At 62.7% G+C, this 15,026-nt stretch carries 12 protein-coding genes; 6 read left to right on the top strand and 6 right to left on the bottom strand.

The window, feature by feature from the left end:
• The first annotated feature begins 163 nt into the window (after window positions 1-163).
• Window positions 164-766: a hypothetical protein gene (locus IV113_RS15085; RefSeq protein ID WP_291086578.1), complete on the top strand. Its 603-nt coding sequence runs from the start codon at window positions 164-166 to the stop codon at window positions 764-766.
• 5 nt (window positions 767-771) lie between these two features.
• On the opposite strand, the gene IV113_RS15080 is transcribed toward IV113_RS15085, so the two are convergent.
• Window positions 772-2,424, bottom strand: coding sequence for an aminotransferase class III-fold pyridoxal phosphate-dependent enzyme (locus tag IV113_RS15080; protein WP_291086576.1), 1,653 nt, complete (start codon window positions 2,422-2,424; stop codon window positions 772-774).
• 59 nt (window positions 2,425-2,483) lie between these two features.
• Here IV113_RS15080 and asd point away from each other — a divergent pair, with 59 nt between their 5' ends.
• Complete coding sequence (gene asd / locus IV113_RS15075) at window positions 2,484-3,365, top strand: archaetidylserine decarboxylase (RefSeq protein WP_291086574.1); 882 nt, start codon at window positions 2,484-2,486, stop codon at window positions 3,363-3,365.
• A gap of 20 nt (window positions 3,366-3,385) precedes the next feature.
• On the opposite strand, the gene IV113_RS15070 is transcribed toward asd, so the two are convergent.
• Both IV113_RS15070 and IV113_RS15065 read right to left on the bottom strand, forming a co-directional pair.
• Window positions 3,386-3,814 (bottom strand): FKBP-type peptidyl-prolyl cis-trans isomerase, encoded by a 429-nt coding sequence (locus IV113_RS15070; protein ID WP_291086572.1) that lies wholly within the window; start codon window positions 3,812-3,814, stop codon window positions 3,386-3,388.
• Window positions 3,815-4,161: 347 nt separating this feature from the next.
• Window positions 4,162-6,186, bottom strand: a complete 2,025-nt coding sequence (locus IV113_RS15065; protein WP_291086570.1) for an AAA family ATPase — start codon at window positions 6,184-6,186, stop codon at window positions 4,162-4,164.
• Window positions 6,187-6,466: 280 nt separating this feature from the next.
• Between IV113_RS15065 and IV113_RS15060 the strand changes: the two genes are divergently transcribed.
• Window positions 6,467-8,989 (top strand): CHAT domain-containing protein, encoded by a 2,523-nt coding sequence (locus IV113_RS15060; RefSeq protein WP_291086568.1) that lies wholly within the window; start codon window positions 6,467-6,469, stop codon window positions 8,987-8,989.
• Between the two features lie 458 nt (window positions 8,990-9,447).
• Here IV113_RS15060 and IV113_RS15055 read toward each other — a convergent pair whose 3' ends face one another.
• The 3 genes from IV113_RS15055 to IV113_RS15045 all read right to left on the bottom strand — a co-directional run bounded on the left by IV113_RS15055 (window position 9,448) and on the right by IV113_RS15045 (window position 11,827).
• Window positions 9,448-9,957, bottom strand: a complete 510-nt coding sequence (locus IV113_RS15055; RefSeq protein ID WP_291086566.1) for a DUF1993 domain-containing protein — start codon at window positions 9,955-9,957, stop codon at window positions 9,448-9,450.
• A gap of 86 nt (window positions 9,958-10,043) precedes the next feature.
• Window positions 10,044-10,787, bottom strand: coding sequence for an ABC transporter ATP-binding protein (locus IV113_RS15050; protein WP_291086564.1), 744 nt, complete (start codon window positions 10,785-10,787; stop codon window positions 10,044-10,046).
• Between the two features lie 5 nt (window positions 10,788-10,792).
• Window positions 10,793-11,827, bottom strand: a complete 1,035-nt coding sequence (locus tag IV113_RS15045; RefSeq protein ID WP_291086562.1) for a tripartite tricarboxylate transporter substrate binding protein — start codon at window positions 11,825-11,827, stop codon at window positions 10,793-10,795.
• 160 nt (window positions 11,828-11,987) lie between these two features.
• On the opposite strand from IV113_RS15045, the gene IV113_RS15040 reads away from it, so the two are divergent.
• The 3 genes from IV113_RS15040 to IV113_RS15030 are packed head-to-tail and all read left to right on the top strand — an operon-like array spanning window position 11,988 to window position 15,021.
• Window positions 11,988-12,995 carry a PQQ-dependent catabolism-associated beta-propeller protein gene (locus IV113_RS15040; RefSeq protein ID WP_291086560.1) on the top strand — a complete coding sequence of 336 codons (1,008 nt, stop codon included), beginning with the start codon at window positions 11,988-11,990 and terminating at the stop codon, window positions 12,993-12,995.
• Window positions 12,995-14,197, top strand: coding sequence for a branched-chain amino acid ABC transporter substrate-binding protein (locus IV113_RS15035; protein ID WP_291086558.1), 1,203 nt, complete (start codon window positions 12,995-12,997; stop codon window positions 14,195-14,197). The genes IV113_RS15040 and IV113_RS15035 overlap by 1 nt, the downstream gene beginning before the upstream one ends.
• A complete protein-coding gene (locus tag IV113_RS15030) occupies window positions 14,179-15,021 on the top strand; it encodes an ABC transporter permease (protein WP_291086556.1) in 843 nt (280 codons plus the stop codon). Before IV113_RS15035 ends, IV113_RS15030 begins: the two co-directional genes overlap by 19 nt.
• Window positions 15,022-15,026: the final 5 nt, after the last annotated feature.

Raw genomic sequence — 15,026 nt, 5'->3', positions numbered from 1 at the left:
CTTGCGATAACAGTTGCGTGACAGACTGCGGCCAAACAACAACCTGAGAAGTCATCGGAATGTCTCGGTTGATGTCACCGTCGTTTCATTTAGACGCCCGACCATCCAATGCAGGTTCGTTCATTGTGATCGGGCCTCTCCGTGACTGAACAAGAGGAATTGAATGAACACGTTTTTCAAAGAGCTCGAGACACAGCGCTGGGACGACCACCGCTATTACCACCACAGCCGCATCAACCAGAGCCTGCACCTGCTCAGCGCGTTGAGCTTCCTGGTGGCCTACGCCTTGTTGTTCACCGATCCAGCGTTGGCCGCCTTGGTGGCCTGGCTGGTGTCCATGGTGAGCCGCCAGGCGGGCCACTTCTTTTTCGAACCCAAGGGTTACGACGAGATCAACCAGGCCACGCATGCGTACAAAGAGGCCGTCAAGGTGGGCTACAACCTCCAGCGCAAGGTGGTGTTGATGGTGATCTGGGCAGCGTCGCCGCTGCTCCTGGTGGCGCAGCCTGACCTCTTCGGCCTGATGGAGCCCCACACCGACTTGTTTGGCCTCGCGCACAACGTCGGCTGGATGTGGCTCTGGGTGGGTGTTGGTGGTCTGGCATTCCGCGTCATGCAGCTGTGGGTGTTGAAGGATCTGCGCACGGGTCTGGTGTGGGCCAGCAAGATCGTGACCGACCCGTTTCACGACATCATGCTGTACCACCGCGCGCCGCTGCAGTTGTTGCGCGGTGAGTGGATGGAGCCGGGACCGCGGGCCAGCTGAATCCCTCAGGCGCGTCCGCTCCAGCGGGCGCGCCACATTTCCTTGACCACCTGCCGCTGCAGGTCCCGGGCCGTTGCCCCGGTGGGGTTGGCCCACCAGCCGTCCTCGGTCATCCGCTGGCAGGCCAGCACAAAGCGCCGAAGCACCTCGGCCATGTCCTGGTCGCTGTAGTTCAGGCTGAAGACCATGCGGCCGGTGCCAACCCAGCTCAGCGCCAGCCCCTGCTCGCGCAGGTAGAACTGCAGCATCCAGTGGTAGCGCGAAGGTGCCGTGAAGTTCACGGTCCAGATGCTGGAGAGCCCGGCCACCCGAACCGGCACATCGGCCTGCTGCAGCGCGTGGTTGAAACGGGTGAGGTGGTTCTGCCAGCGTTCGTCCAGTCCGTCGTAAATGGCTTGGACTTCAGGCGTCTCCAACCGTCGCAGGAAGGCGTTCATCGCGCCCATGACGTAGGGGTGCGCATTGAAGGTGCCGCGGGCGAAGCAGATGTCGGCCGGGCGTTCGGGGCGAAACCGCTGCATCCAGCCGGCCTTGCCACAGACCACGCCCACCGGCAGGCCGCCACCGAGCGTCTTGCCATAGGTGACCAGATCGGCCTGCACGCCATAGTGTTCCTGGGCCCCGCCGCGCGCGAGCCGGAATCCCACGAAGACCTCGTCGAAGATCAGCGCAATGCCGCGTTCGGTGCAGACCTCGCGCAAACGCGCCAGCCACTGTGCATAGGCCTTCTGATCGGCGGGATCGCTCTGGCGTGCGGTCATCACCGTCGAGTCGCCCGGTGCATTGCGGTTCGGGTGCAATGCCTGAAGCGGGTTCACCAGCACGCAGGCAATGTCCTTTCGGGTCCGCAGCACGTTCAGGCTGCGTTCGTCCATGTCTTTCAGCGTGTAGGTGTGGCCCGGCGGCATCGGGTTGCCGGGGCCAGGCTGCACGTCGTCCCACCAGCCGTGGTACGCGCCGCAAAAGCGCACCAGCTTCTTGCGGCCGGTGTGAAAACGCGCCAGACGCACCGCCTGCATCACCGCTTCGGTGCCGGACATGTGGAACGACACGGCATCCAGGCCCGAGATGGCTTTCAGCCGCTCGACGTTGTCGGCCACGCAGGGGTGGTAACCGCCCAGCACCGGCCCCAGCGCGGCGCCCAGTTCGGCGCCTTCGGCCATGGTGGCCTTGTAGAAGTCGACACCGAAGACGTTGACGCCGTAGGAGCCGGTCAGGTCGAAGCAGTGGTTGCCGTCGATGTCGGTCAGACCAACGCCGGCGGCCTGCGCCCAGAACGCGGGCAGCGCCAGGTGTTGACGCACCAGTTCGCTGAACTGGAACGGCACGCGGTACCGGCCGGTGAACTGCAGGTCCGGCAGTCCACTGCGAAGCTGTGCGGTGAGTGCCAGCCCCTGCGGAGCCTTTGCGTTCAGCTGAGCCGACAGCCGATAGAAGGCCGCCTTGCGCTGGGCCGCCACACCGGGCGGTGCACCGTCGGCCGCGAAGAAGCGGTCCTCGGCGTAGCTGTAGCCGGGCAACCAGCGCGCCAGGCGCTTGGCCATGAGCGAATGCCCCGCCAGCGAGCGGTGCTTTGCCCGCGACAGCTGGATGCGCTGGTGCACGAAAGGAAAGGAAGCTGCCAGTGCGCTGGCTGAAAGAACCCATGCGGTGGACATCTGACACACACCTGAAAAGTGAAGGTGTGACATTTGTAGATCATTCCTTTGACAGAACCATGAACAAAAACGTCTGGCGCGAAAAATTCCTTCTCAACGAAGATCTCAACTTCCTCCTCACCAACCGGATACCGCGCGTGGCGGCCACCCGTTTCATGGGCTGGTTCAGCCGCATCCAGAGCCCTGTGCTCACGCGGCTCTCCATCGCGGTGTGGCGGCTGTTCACCGACCTCGACCTGAGCGAGGCCAAACAGCAGCGGTTTCAGAGCCTGCGCGAGTGCTTCACGCGGGAACTCAAACCCGGCCTGCGCCCCTTTGATCCCGACCCAGCCGTGGTGTGCAGCCCCAGTGACGCCATCGTGGGCGCCTGCGGGCCGATCGATGGCACCGACGTGCTGCAGGCCAAGGGCTTCCCCTACCCGTTGCGCGAGTTGCTGCGCTCCGAAGACATGGCGCAGCGCATGCAGGGCGGGCGCTACACCACCTTGCGCCTCACCTCGGCCATGTACCACCGCTTCCATGCCCCGCATGCGCTGGCCGTGGACCGGGTGACCTACATCAGCGGTGACACCTGGAACGTCAACCCCATCGCGCTCAAACGCGTGGAGCGCCTGTTCTGCAAGAACGAGCGCGCTGTCATCGAATGCCGCTTGCCCGCGCTGGGCGATGCCCCGCTGATCCTGGTGCCGGTGGCCGCGGTGCTGGTGGCGAGCATCCGCCTGCATTGGCTCAACATCCTGCTGCACCTGCGCTGGCCCGGCCCGAACGTGATCCCCTGCGCCGCCCGCATGGCCAAGGGCGAGGAGATGGGCTGGTTCGAACACGGCTCAACCATCATCGTGCTCTCACCGCCCGGCCTGGACCCGGTGCCCGGTATCGAGAGCGGGGCGCGCATCAAGGCGGGCCAGGCCTTGCTCCGGCAACGAGCCGATGGATCGTAGGCAGGCCAGAGCGAAGCCGTTTAGTTTCTCTTCACAGCCAGCAGTTGCACCTGGAACACCAGAACGCTGTTGCCCGGGATCACGCCGGGAATGCCCCGCTCGCCGTAGGCCGTGGCCGGTGGGCAGGTCACGTCAGCCGTGTCGCCCACTTTCATTTCCTGCAACGCTTGTGTCCAGCAGGGCACGACGCGGTTGAGCGGGAAGGTGGCGGGCTCGCCGCGTTTGAATGAGCTGTCGAACTCTTTCCCGTCGGTCAATGTGCCGCGGTAGTGCACCTGCACGGTATCGGTGGCCAAGGGCTTTTCACCCGTTCCGGCCGTGGTCCATTTCAAAGCGACGCCTGAAGGGAGGACTTTGTTGGCTGGGAGGGCAGCCGTCGTTTGCGCATGAACAGAAGAGATGACCGACAGGGTGGCCAGGAAGGCGGCGATTTGAAGACGTGTTTTCATGGGGCAAAGGGTGGGGAAAGAAGAGAGTGCACAGGCACTGTTGGGTGATCGGTCCGACTTTAGCCGCAGCGATTGCTGCACGGCAGAACTTCGACGCATAAGCCAGCTTCAGACTGAACCTAGTCACTGGCGACCGGGGTCCCGAAAGACAGCTGCGTTGACCACCGGGCATTCGACGGCAAGCGCTCCGGAGGACCGCTGTGCCTCCTAGACCAGGAACTCGACAAGGTGTTGCCGCAGTCCGTTTCCAAATGACCGGGTGATCACGAGGTGAACTGGATCTGCCGATCCATTGCGGCCGGTGTGTGAGCCTCAAAACAGGCGCATACTCCGCCCGATATCAAGGCTCAGCCTTCGAAAGGCCTTGAACTGCGCGAGACTTGTTTGTCAAGTCGGCCATTGATAAGCGCGAACAGAGCTTCAAACCCACAAAGGCTCTGGTCCGGCAGCACCTTTTCTGGCTCGGACGCCATTTTCTTGAGAAACAGTCGCGTCGGGCGAGTCTTGTGAAAGGCGATCTCCAAATCTGCAAGTCCAGCTTCCACACGTTTGGCGATTCGTGGGATGTTCGAGTTGAGCTTCAACGTCTTTCCCTTGAGTTCAGTGGCGTAGCTTTCCCGAACCAATGCCTCGTAGACCCCTGGGTCTAGCAGATCTTCAATGTCCGCCTCTTTCGGTGGCGAGGCAAACGCTTCTGAGACGAAAACGACGTTCTGATCGCGAATAAGCCTCGCCTTCAAAAGCTCGTCCTTGGTCGCCTTCGAATCGCGCTCTGTGTCAAGTAGCACCAACACATTGAGAGACTCGGACGTCAAAAGCGCCACCATGTACGAAACTTTCTGCGCACCACCCGCCGGCGTCATGGTGAGTGCTTGGTTCAAGGTGGTCCGACCCTTCTCCGCAGCAAATGCGCTGATGGCGCTCAAGATCCAATAGTCAGTGACTCCCTCGACGACAAGGTTGTTGGGGCCGACAAATAGACTCTGTGCGAGGTCATAGCCGAGCGCAGCCTGCAATGGAAACAGCGTTCGCGCATCCCCTGTGGGGTCGTTGGTCACAGTCGTCCCATATTCCTCTGTGATGTTGACTGTCCGCACCGAATCCAGCGCATGGGTAGGGACCATGAACGGCGAGTGCGTGGAGTAAAGAATCTGATTGGAGTAATCCACATCCAGATGGCGCAGGAGGTCGGACTGTGACTTCGCGTGCAAATACAAGCCGGGCTCGTCAAGCAAAATGATTGCATCCTCTGCGTGACCACCGTTGGTGTCAGCCGAAAATGTGATGTAAAAGGCAAAAAACCACTGAAATCCGCGGCTTCGTTCGTTGAGGTTGACCTCGACGTCATAGGTACTTGTAGGATCGGAAATGATCGTGTCTAGGTGGTTGGCGTCCAAGTTGAATCGGATCTTGAGCGCGCGGTCTTTCCATAGTCGCTTTATTTCACCTGTGACAACTGCACTTGCACGGTTCGCAAGTTGATTCCGTGTCTCGTGATCACCCTGGCTAAGAAGGGTTTGAAGCCCGTCGGGTTTTAGTCCGGCGACTTTGCATAGCTTCTCGAAGTTCCTATCTGAATCACCGACTCGACCCTGTGATGTACGCTGAACATAGGCTGCGATGTCTTGGTGACCATCGAGTTCCGGATACTCATCCACGTAGATGAACTTTGGAATGGCACCGACAACCCAACTGCGTGCCTTCTGCTGGGCATCCTTGTCACTTGCGATACTGTCGGCTAAGTCTTCCAACTCTGAAAGCACCTCCTCCTGCTTTTCAGTCAATTCAACGTCCACACCTGCCAGCGCGGTCCGCAGGGTTTTAGCTGCTGCAACCGCTTTTGCTGCCCATGAGTCGCGGGACTTCGTTGCCTGCGCTTCAGTCTCGTAGGCTTCAGCTGCTGCGTCCAATGCAGCGGGCGACTCCTGCTTCTGCGCCAATGCGCGCACTGCCGCTGCAACCTTTTTCACCTTGATTTTGACGTCGTTTTCGTCAAATGGAATGACCTTTAACTCGGGGAATCCGACGGATCTTGTTTTTCCATACTGGCGACTGACAGTCACTTTCGTCACCTCTGTGGCGCGAGGGAGCTCCTCCAACAAAGCTGTTTTGTCGTCATCATCGAGAGCCCATGTTGTTGACAACACAGGCGTGTTGTCTGTGCACTCCTCTAGCCGTCTATGTCGGGGGAAATCTTTGATCGGTGTCAGGGGAGCGAACCCCTCTATCGGATTCAAACTGTGAAGTGCCCGCAAAAGATTTGACTTCCCACTCTCGTTTCTTCCCAACAGGGCGGTCATCCGAGAAACAGCGATCTCACCACTGTCATTGATGGATCGGTAGTTTTGAACCTGAAACGAAACGAGCTTCACGGCTTCTCCTGTGTGTTTATCTTGAACAATGATATGCGTGCCGTTCCGCACAGGCCGCGCACCCGCTTCTTGGGTGCCCACAAGAACGGACCTGTCCAGACGGTCCCTTGGCGTTGTTGTCAATTGAAAGTATGACGAGTAAAGGACCAACAGCCAATCTGAAGCACAACTCCAAGATTCCGAAATTACCTGTCCGCTACAGCGAGCACACTTGAACTCACTGAGCGTGCGCAACCGTTCCCTGACTTAGCAAGTTGTCTATAACCCGCCTGCGCCACTGATGATCGACTTCAACCCGACCACCTTCGAATCCCACTTCCGCGCCCTCGTGGCAGACGAGGAGTCCGATTTCGAGCTCGACGAAATAGACGACACGTTTCACCGTACGATTCAGGACTCCGATGACGCAAGGATTTGCTCGCATCTTGCCGTCCAGATCCTGCGCGCCGCAGAGAGGCCATGGTCCTTCGCCGATGCGTTGAATACTGCTCTCTGCGCAAGCTGCTTGTCCGGTGATGTCGAACAAGCCAGGATGTACCTTGAGGAACTCATCACGGTGACGGCCGAGCATGGCACGACGCACGCATCTCGCGGGGCCGCCGAAAACATCAGCCGCCTATTGCCCGGCCGTGCCAATCCCGACTATGTCTTGCATCTCCTGCGCCTGATCGTTTGCTTGTACACGCACTTGGGCATGCCTGATAAGGTGATCGAAACACAGATCACCGCGGCGCACCTCTTCGCTGATTTCGGCGCGTACCCGGCGGCAATCCGGACGCTGACTGACGCGCAGGTGTTGGCGCGCGATCAGAGGCTCACGAGGCAGTATCTGGACGCCGTATCTGCTCTTCATGGCATTTACCTGCAAAAGGAGGCCCACGCCAGCGCGGATCACGTCTGGACGACGGTCAGGCAGAACTGCGCCGACGCCGGGATTGCGATGCCGATGTCGATGATGGTCAACCGCGCGACCACGCTGTTTCAGACGGGAGATCTCGGTGCGGCAAGAGGCGGCTTTGAGGAAGCCCTGGCCGTCATGGAGGAGGACGGCTCAATGCGCATTGCCGTACTGATCAACCTTTCAGCCTGCCTTCGCGAGCTAGGCGATCGCTCGCAGTCGGAACTGCGCATGGCTGAAGCCCGTGAAATCCTCTCAACGCTCACCACGCTGGACCCCGAACATCCATTGGAGTTGGAGCTCATCGCCGCAAAGAGTGCCGTGCATCACGGCAATCTCGATGAGGCTGCCACGTGCCTGCGGAACGCAGTTAAGAATCTCGACGCCGCAGTCGGACTTGTGGAGAAGCTGCACTACCGGCGCGGCATCAGGGAGCGGTACGTGCCGCGCATCGAAGGCATCCTTACAGGGTTGGCCCCGTCTGGAAAATCTGAGGATGTCGTCACGGTGATCGCGGCAACTCGAGCTAATCGCATGTCGGATTGGCTGCACTTCCTCGAATGGACGCGAGCCATCGCGATGAAGCTCTCGGTCCTTGAAAGGGACCAACTGGACCGGCTGGTCTCGCGGCTCGCGAACCACGGCGCGCCCCATCTCTACGGCTTGCGCGAGAGGGCCGACGACCCCATGTCGTCGGCTAGCTTTCCTGACCCGTGGCGCGATCTCGCCGAGTACGCAGACAAGGTCTGCCTTGACCACGGCTTCAGCAGGCCGTTTGAACAAGCCTCGTCGCGAAGTGCGGCAGAACTCATCAGTAGGCGCTTGGCAGAAGGCTACGCAATCCTTGTGAACATGCTCACTGGAGGACGGAAAGTACTGCTCCTCATCGGTGACAGGTACATGTTCGGTGACCTTCCGGGAGCCGACACGAAGGCGTTCTCCGAGATGTTGTTGCGGCACCGGTTTGAGCCGCAACAAAAAGCAGCGCTGGCCAAGGCCGCTGCCACGTATCAGGCCGCACTGCTGGCCTCGCTCCGCCCGATCCTCGGCGAACTTGCAGGTGAAGGCTGCAAGGGCGTGATCTTCGTTCCGGACAAGATGGACTTGACGCCGATCGGCCTGATAGCGCTGGGGAATCCAGCCATTCGGGCGAAGATGGCCGCAGGTCAATTCGAGGTTCGCACGTGCCTCGCGCTATTTCCTGCACGACGCCACACCGGAGCGCCCCGTACGTGCCTGGGAATCATCGAGCCTGGCTCGAACCTGTCCTTTGATCGAGCGGACGTGGAGAGCTTTTTCGAGGGCTCCGGTGCCGCCGGAACGCTGCTTGAGAAGCCGACCTGGGAGGAGTTTTCCGAGCGCATGGCGTCGGTCGATTCGCTCGTCCTCGCACACCACGGGATGTCTGTAGCGCTGTTCAGGGATCCCTATTTCGCAGACATGGCAGGCGTTGGAGACCACAGCAGCATGAGTTTGGCGGCGATCCAGGAAGTCGCATTCCGTTGGCCTCATCGCTTGGTCGTTCTGGGCACCTGCCACAGCGGCGGTCTGGTCAATCACAATTTTCAAAGTGCGTTCCGCACCCACGATCTCATCGGGTTCCCCACCGTGTTCCTGGTCAACGGGGAGTGCGAAGTCGTCGCCGCCTCGTGGGAAATCCTCGATCGCTTCAACCTCGTATTCACGACGCTCCTCGCGCAGCGACTCGATGGCGTGACCGCGTCGCAAGCGGTTAGCACGGCACTCGCCATGTTGCACGAGATGCCGTCAAGCGAGCTGGCCGAGTTGCTCCTTCATTCGCTTCCCGCCGACGTCGAATTGTCCGCAGCCGCGCTGAGTCAGATCGACGTGATGCGTCGCCAGCCCTTCTGCTACGGCGCCTATCAGACGTACACGCTGCTTTAGCGCCTGCGCTGCCTAGCAGTGCGTGAGATGTGCTGAACGCCAGCGGGACGCCCTGTTCGGCACAGGTATCAAGTCAAGTCTGCGGTTCATGCCCAACAGCGCTTGAACGGTGCCAATGCAGCGGGTGTCGCCGGTCGCCGGCCGCAGATCTCAACGGCAGGTTCCGAGCAATTTGTTTGAATCTTCGATTGACTCCTTGGGGTCGGCAGCGTGAGTTCGGCCCTTCATTCTGCTGACACTCAACCGCGAGTTGGCGGGGCAAATTGCGGCCTGCCATGCTGCATGACTGCAGCTCCTTCGATACCGGTCATTAATGCTGACGCACTGGCAAGTGGGCCGATGACAGCTTCGTGCCAGGCTCCGTGAACCCAGCTCCCGGCCGCGACCGACGGCAATCGCTGCAATACCGCCATCCACAAACCGACGTCGGACGCCCGAAACGGGTCGGGCGTCCAGTGTCAATAAGCACCCATGTAGTCGCGTTTACCGATCTCAATGCCGCTGTGGCGCAAGATGGCATAGGCGGTGGTCACGTGGAAGAAAAACTGCGGCAGACCGTAGTGCAGTAGATAAGCGGTGGCCATCAGCTTCTTTTCCTTGGGGGTGCCGGGGCGCAATACGATCTCGCGGCTCTCACTTGAATCAAATTGATCAGGCTTGAAGGAGCCGATATGGGCCAAAGCCTTGGTGATCAATGCTTGCAGGTCCGCGAAGCTGACCTCGGTGTCGGGCCAGGACGGCACCTCGGCACCCGCCAGGCGGGAGGCAATCCCCTTGGAGAAGTCTGCGGCGATCTGTACCTGACGTATCAGCGGCAACATGTCGGGAAACAGCCGCGCCTGGAGCAGAGCATTGGGATCGATATTCTTTTGCGTGGCGTGGTCTTCGGCTTTCTTGAGCACATCCGATAGGGCGTGCAGCATCTGCTGCAAGACGGGAACGGAGGCGGTGTACAGCGGGCTGGTCATGATGAATTCACTTGTAAATGGGGCGCGATTGCCGACCATGTGAGGCTAACAGCATTGGTCCAACCATCGCGTGTGCCCACTCTCCCTCAAACCGTCCCTCGCCCCAACTGCTTCAACACCTCCGCCTGAAAATCCCCGCCCTCGCTCTGCGCCATGAACTCGGCGGTGGAGCCCTCAAACCGCACTGCTCCCTGGTGCAGCAGCATCAGCCGGTCGGCGTGCCGGGTTTCTTCAATCAGGTGGGTGGCCCACAGCACGCCCATGCCTCGGCTCTGGCACAGGCCGCGCACGGTGTCCAGCAGTTGCTGGCGTGAGGCCGGGTCCAGGCCCACGGTGGCTTCGTCCATGAGCAGCACGCGGGGCTCGTGCAGCAGCGCGCGGATCAGTTCGATCTTGCGGCGTGTGCCGCCCGAGAGGCTGCGCACCACGGCCTTGCCCTGGTCGGCCAGGCCCATGGTGTCCAGCAGCGTGGCGATGCGTGCGTTGGCCAGCTTGCGAGGCATGCCGTGCAGGTCGGTGTGGAAGTGCAGGTTGGCCATCACGCTCAGGTCCATGTCGAGCGCGCTTTGTTGAAACACCACGCCCAGGCCGGCGAGCGCGCGGCTGGGGTGCTGGCGCATGTCGTGGCCCAGCACTTCGATGCTGCCCTGGTCGGGCGTGAAGAGGCCGGTGAGCAACTGCAGCAGGGTGGACTTGCCCGCGCCGTTGGGGCCGAGCAGGGCCACCATTTCGCCGGCGCGCAGGGTCACGTCCACACCTTTGAGCGCGGGCTTGGCGCCGTAGGCCTTGTGCAGCTGGTGGGCGTGGAGCAGGGTGGCGGGTTCGGTCATCGGGATCAGGCGCCGTGGGTTCTGGCCAGCAGATTCATGCGCTGCAGCAGTCGCTTCTCGCGCTCCACCGTGTCCAACACAGCCTGGCGGTAGTCGCGGGTGTTGAGGTAGTCCAGCGTCTGGTCGTAGCGGGCCAGCTCCTGCAGGTGGCGCTCGCTCTGCATGGCTTTGGCAAACGCGTCGTGCAGGCGCTGCACCACGGGCTCGGGTGTGCCGTGCGGCGCGGCCAGGCCCCAGGGCGAGGTGTAGACGGACTGTTCGTAACCCAGCTCGCGCAGCGTGGGCGCGTCGGGCCAGCGTGGGCTGCGCTGCGCGCTGAAGATGGCGAGCAAGCGGAGCTTGCCCTGGTCCACCCAGGGCGCGAAGCCGGTGGAGTTCACGCCCGCCATCACCTGGCCGCCGGCCACGCCGAGCATCTGGTCGGCCGTGCCGCGGTAGGGCACGTGCACGTAGCGGATGTTGTTTCGCAGCAGGATTTCTTCGGTGGCCAGGTGGGCGGTGGTGCCGATGCCGGTGGAGCCGAGGATGAGTTCACCCGGGTGCGCCCTGGCCCAGACCAGCAGGTCGTTGAAGCTCTTCCACGCGCTGCTGGCCGGCACCAGCACGCCGAAGGTGGTGCCCGAGACCTGCACGATGGGGCTGAGGTCGGTCACCGGGTCCCAGGGCACCTTGTTCATGAGCGCATGGCGGTACACGGTGATGGGCACCTGGCCGATGGTGTGGCCGTCGGGCTCGGCGGCCTTGAGCAGCGGCGCCACCTGGGTGCCCGCTGCGCCGGGCTTGTTGATGACCACGATGGGCTGGCCCAGCAGCGGCGCGGCTTCGTCGCAGAGGATGCGCAGCGTGAGGTCGGTCGCGCCACCGGCGGGCCAGGGCACGATCAGCTGGATGGGCCGCTGCGCAAACGCGCCACCGGCCTGCGCGATGGCGCCGTGTGCGAGGCCTGAAACACCGAGCGCAGAGCCGACCCCCCACGCCAGGAACTGTCTGCGCGAAGCAAGTGGCTGCGCGAGGCGGGGTGGTGTGGAGCGGTGTGTCATCGGGTGTGCCGTTTTGTCTCAGGGTTTGTCTCTAGAAGGGGTCGGGTTGCGCTGGAACCCCGCTTTTTCAGGGGTTGGCAGGCAATTTCCACGCCTGTTGCGCTGGCACTGTTTTTGCAGACGAGAAGCGTTCACCCAAGAAATTCAAGGAGACAAACCCATGAGCCGTTCCGTACCTTCAGCACCTGTACCGCAGGGCCTGCGTCGCCTGGCCTGGGCCGCCGTGCTCGGCTGCGCGCTGGGCTCACCGCTGGCCGCGCAGGCGCAGGGCAAGGTGTACGTCTCCAGTGAGAAGGACAACAAGATCCACGTGTTCGACGCCAAGGGCGAGCGCCTCTCGGCCATCGACACCTGCGAGCGGCCACGCCACATGATGTTCAACGCCAACCGCAGCCAGATCTATGTGTGCTGCGGCGACAGCAACCAGCTCGGCGTGGTGGACACGGCCACCGGCAAGATGACCGGGACTGTTCCATTGGGGGACAGTCCGGAGATTTTTGACCTCAGCCCCGACGGCAAGATCGTCTATGTGTCGATCGAGGACGAAAACGTGATGGCCGCCTACGACCTGGCCACGAAGAAGCCGCTGTTCGAGGTGAAGACCGGTGGTGAGCCCGAAGGCGTGCTGGTCACAGCCGACGGCAAGTTCGCCTACGTCACCTCCGAGGTGGCCAACGTGGTTCATGTCATCGACCTCGGTCAGAAGAAGGTGCTCAAGAACATCAAGGTCGGCAAACGCCCGCGCCGCTTCGTGCTGGCCGAGGGCGGCACCGAGCTCTGGGTCACCAACGAGCTCGACGCCACCGTGAGCGTGGTCAACACCAAGGACCACAGCGTGAAGGCCACGGTGAAGTTTGCGGTGAAGGGCATGCGCGAGGCCGACATCACGCCCGTGGGCATGACGCTCAGCGCTGATGGCAAGACCATGTGGGTCGGCCTGGGCAAGGCCAACCACGTGGCCGAGGTGGACGTGGCCAGCAAGAAGGTGGGCCGCCAGGTGCTGGTGGGCAAACGCGCCTGGGGCCTCACGATGCATCCCGATGGCAAGACGCTGTATGTGACCAACGGCCTGTCGGACGACATGACGCTGATCGACACGGCGAGCGCCAAGGCTGTGCGGACCGTGGCCGTGGGCCGCGTGCCGCACAGCGTGCTGGTGCAGCCCTGATGCGCATGCGCTCGCTCAGCGGTGCGATGGCGGCGCTCGCGCTGTCCGCCGCGCTGGCCTGGCCCGCAGCGCAGGCCGCCACCACGCCGATGACCTTGGCGGTGATCTCGCTGGCCGGTGACGCGCGCTACGCCAACCGCCGCATGGAGCGCGGCTACCCCGGCCATGCGCAGGGCAGGGCGCTGCAGGGCGTGCAACTCGCTTTGGATGAGGCCGCGTTCGAGCTCGACACGGCCGGCATAAAGCTGACCGTGCGTGACGTGGTGCTGCCCGACATAGCGGCCCTGCCCAAGGCGCTGGCCGATTTGAAAGCCGCCAAGGTGCAGCACCTGGTGGCCGACCTGCCGCTGGCCGAGCTGCGCCAGCTGGTGCAAGCCGCACCCGCCGCACTCGGCGGCGCGGTGGTGTTCAACACCGGCCTGGACGACGACAGCCTGCGCGCGCAGCACTGCGCTGCGCACCTGCTGCACACGCTGCCCAGCGCCAGCATGCGCGCCGACACGCTCGCGCAGTACCTGGCCGCGCGCAACTGGCGCAAGGTGCTGCTGCTGCAAGGCCCCGAGCCGGGCGACGTGTTGATGGGCGAGGCCTTCAACCGCGCGGCCAAACGCTACGGCCTGAAGATCACACAGACCAAGGCCTTCAAGCTCAGCGGCGATCCGCGCGAGCGCGACCTGGCCAACACGCGCCTGCTCACGGGTGAGCGCGAGCACGAGGTGGTGGCGGTGATGGATGCCAACGGCGAGTTCGCCCGCACGCTGCCTTACGCCACCCAATGGCCGCGCCCGGTGGTGGGCGCCAGCGGCCTGGTGGCGCAGGCCTGGCACCCGCAGTGGGAGCGCAACGGTGGACCGCAACTCACGCGGCGTTTCCTGAAACTCGCGCAGCGCCCCATGCAGAGCCACGACTGGGCCGCCTGGGCCGCAGGCAAGGCGGTGGCCGCGGTGCTGGTGGACGATGCCAAGGCGGGCGTGCCGCAGCAGCTCAAGAAGCTGCGCTCGGGCGCGGTGGTGATCGACGGCTTCAAGGGCCCGCGCCTGACCTTCCGTGCGTGGGACGGCCAGCTGCGCCAGCCCATGTTCGTGAGCCATGTGGACGGTGTGGTGGGCCTGGCCCCGCTCGACGGCGTGCTGCATCCCAAAGAAGTGCTGGACACGCTGGGCGTGGACGAACAGGAAAGCGCATGCAGACAACGACCCTGATCCCGCCGGCCGGCCAGCCCTCCATGCCCATGCACCTGGCGCGCGCGCTGCGTGCGGTGGTGGGCCGCGAGATCGGGCGCTTCCTGCGCCAGCCCTCGCGCCTGGGTTCGGCGCTGGTGCGCCCGCTGCTGTGGTTCGTGGTGTTCGCGGCGGGTTTCCACAACGTGTTCGGCGTGGCCATCATCCCGCCTTACGAGACCTACATCGAATACAAGGTCTACATGGTGCCGGGCCTGCTGGGCATGGTGGCGTTGTTCAACGGCATGCAGAGTTCACTCTCCATGGTGTACGACCGCGAGATGGGCGTGATGCGCCTGCTGCTCACCGCGCCGCTGGCGCGTGGCTGGCTGCTGGCCTTCAAGCTGCTCGCGGGCACTTGTCTCTCGGTACTGCAGATGGTGGTGTTCCTCGCCATTGCCTGGGTGTTCGGGGTGGATGTTCCCTTGCTGTACCTGCCGGGCCTGCTGGTGGCCATGGCGTGTGGCGCCACGCTGCTGGCCGCGCTGGGCCTGATGCTCTCGGTGTATGTGAAACAGCTGGAGAACTTTGCCGGCACCATGAACTTCGTGATCTTCCCGATGTTCTTCATCAGCCCCGCGCTGTACCCGTTGTGGAAGTTGGAGGAGTCGGGTGCTTACTGGCTGCTCAAGCTTGCGGAGTTCAACCCCTTCACCCACGCGGTGGAGGCCATGCGCTTTGCGATGGTCGGGCAGTTCAACGCCACGGCCTGGGCGGTGGTGCTGGTGTGCAGCGTCACCTTCTTCGTGCTCGCACTGTGGGGCTACGACCCGCAGCGCGGCTGGATCCGCCAACGAGGTTCCTGAAAGGC

It is taken from the genome of Hydrogenophaga sp. (genome assembly GCF_018780385.1).
GTDB lineage: Bacteria > Pseudomonadota > Gammaproteobacteria > Burkholderiales > Burkholderiaceae_C > Hydrogenophaga.
The sequence above is the reverse complement of the archived record's forward strand: the minus strand, read 5'-3'. Positions and strand labels throughout refer to the sequence as shown.

What these genes read in the sequence shown, in the direction of transcription:
- IV113_RS15045 (WP_291086562.1), bottom strand. Translation starts at nt 11,827, where the DNA reads ATGACACACCGCTCCACACCACCCCGCCTCGCGCAGCCACTTGCTTCG.
- IV113_RS15060 (WP_291086568.1), top strand. Translation starts at nt 6,467, where the DNA reads ATGATCGACTTCAACCCGACCACCTTCGAATCCCACTTCCGCGCCCTC.
- IV113_RS15085 (WP_291086578.1), top strand. Translation starts at nt 164, where the DNA reads ATGAACACGTTTTTCAAAGAGCTCGAGACACAGCGCTGGGACGACCAC.
- IV113_RS15070 (WP_291086572.1), bottom strand. Translation starts at nt 3,814, where the DNA reads ATGAAAACACGTCTTCAAATCGCCGCCTTCCTGGCCACCCTGTCGGTC.
- asd (WP_291086574.1), top strand. Translation starts at nt 2,484, where the DNA reads ATGAACAAAAACGTCTGGCGCGAAAAATTCCTTCTCAACGAAGATCTC.
- IV113_RS15055 (WP_291086566.1), bottom strand. Translation starts at nt 9,957, where the DNA reads ATGACCAGCCCGCTGTACACCGCCTCCGTTCCCGTCTTGCAGCAGATG.
- IV113_RS15080 (WP_291086576.1), bottom strand. Translation starts at nt 2,424, where the DNA reads ATGTCCACCGCATGGGTTCTTTCAGCCAGCGCACTGGCAGCTTCCTTT.
- IV113_RS15050 (WP_291086564.1), bottom strand. Translation starts at nt 10,787, where the DNA reads ATGACCGAACCCGCCACCCTGCTCCACGCCCACCAGCTGCACAAGGCC.
- IV113_RS15035 (WP_291086558.1), top strand. Translation starts at nt 12,995, where the DNA reads ATGCGCATGCGCTCGCTCAGCGGTGCGATGGCGGCGCTCGCGCTGTCC.
- IV113_RS15040 (WP_291086560.1), top strand. Translation starts at nt 11,988, where the DNA reads ATGAGCCGTTCCGTACCTTCAGCACCTGTACCGCAGGGCCTGCGTCGC.
- IV113_RS15030 (WP_291086556.1), top strand. Translation starts at nt 14,179, where the DNA reads ATGCAGACAACGACCCTGATCCCGCCGGCCGGCCAGCCCTCCATGCCC.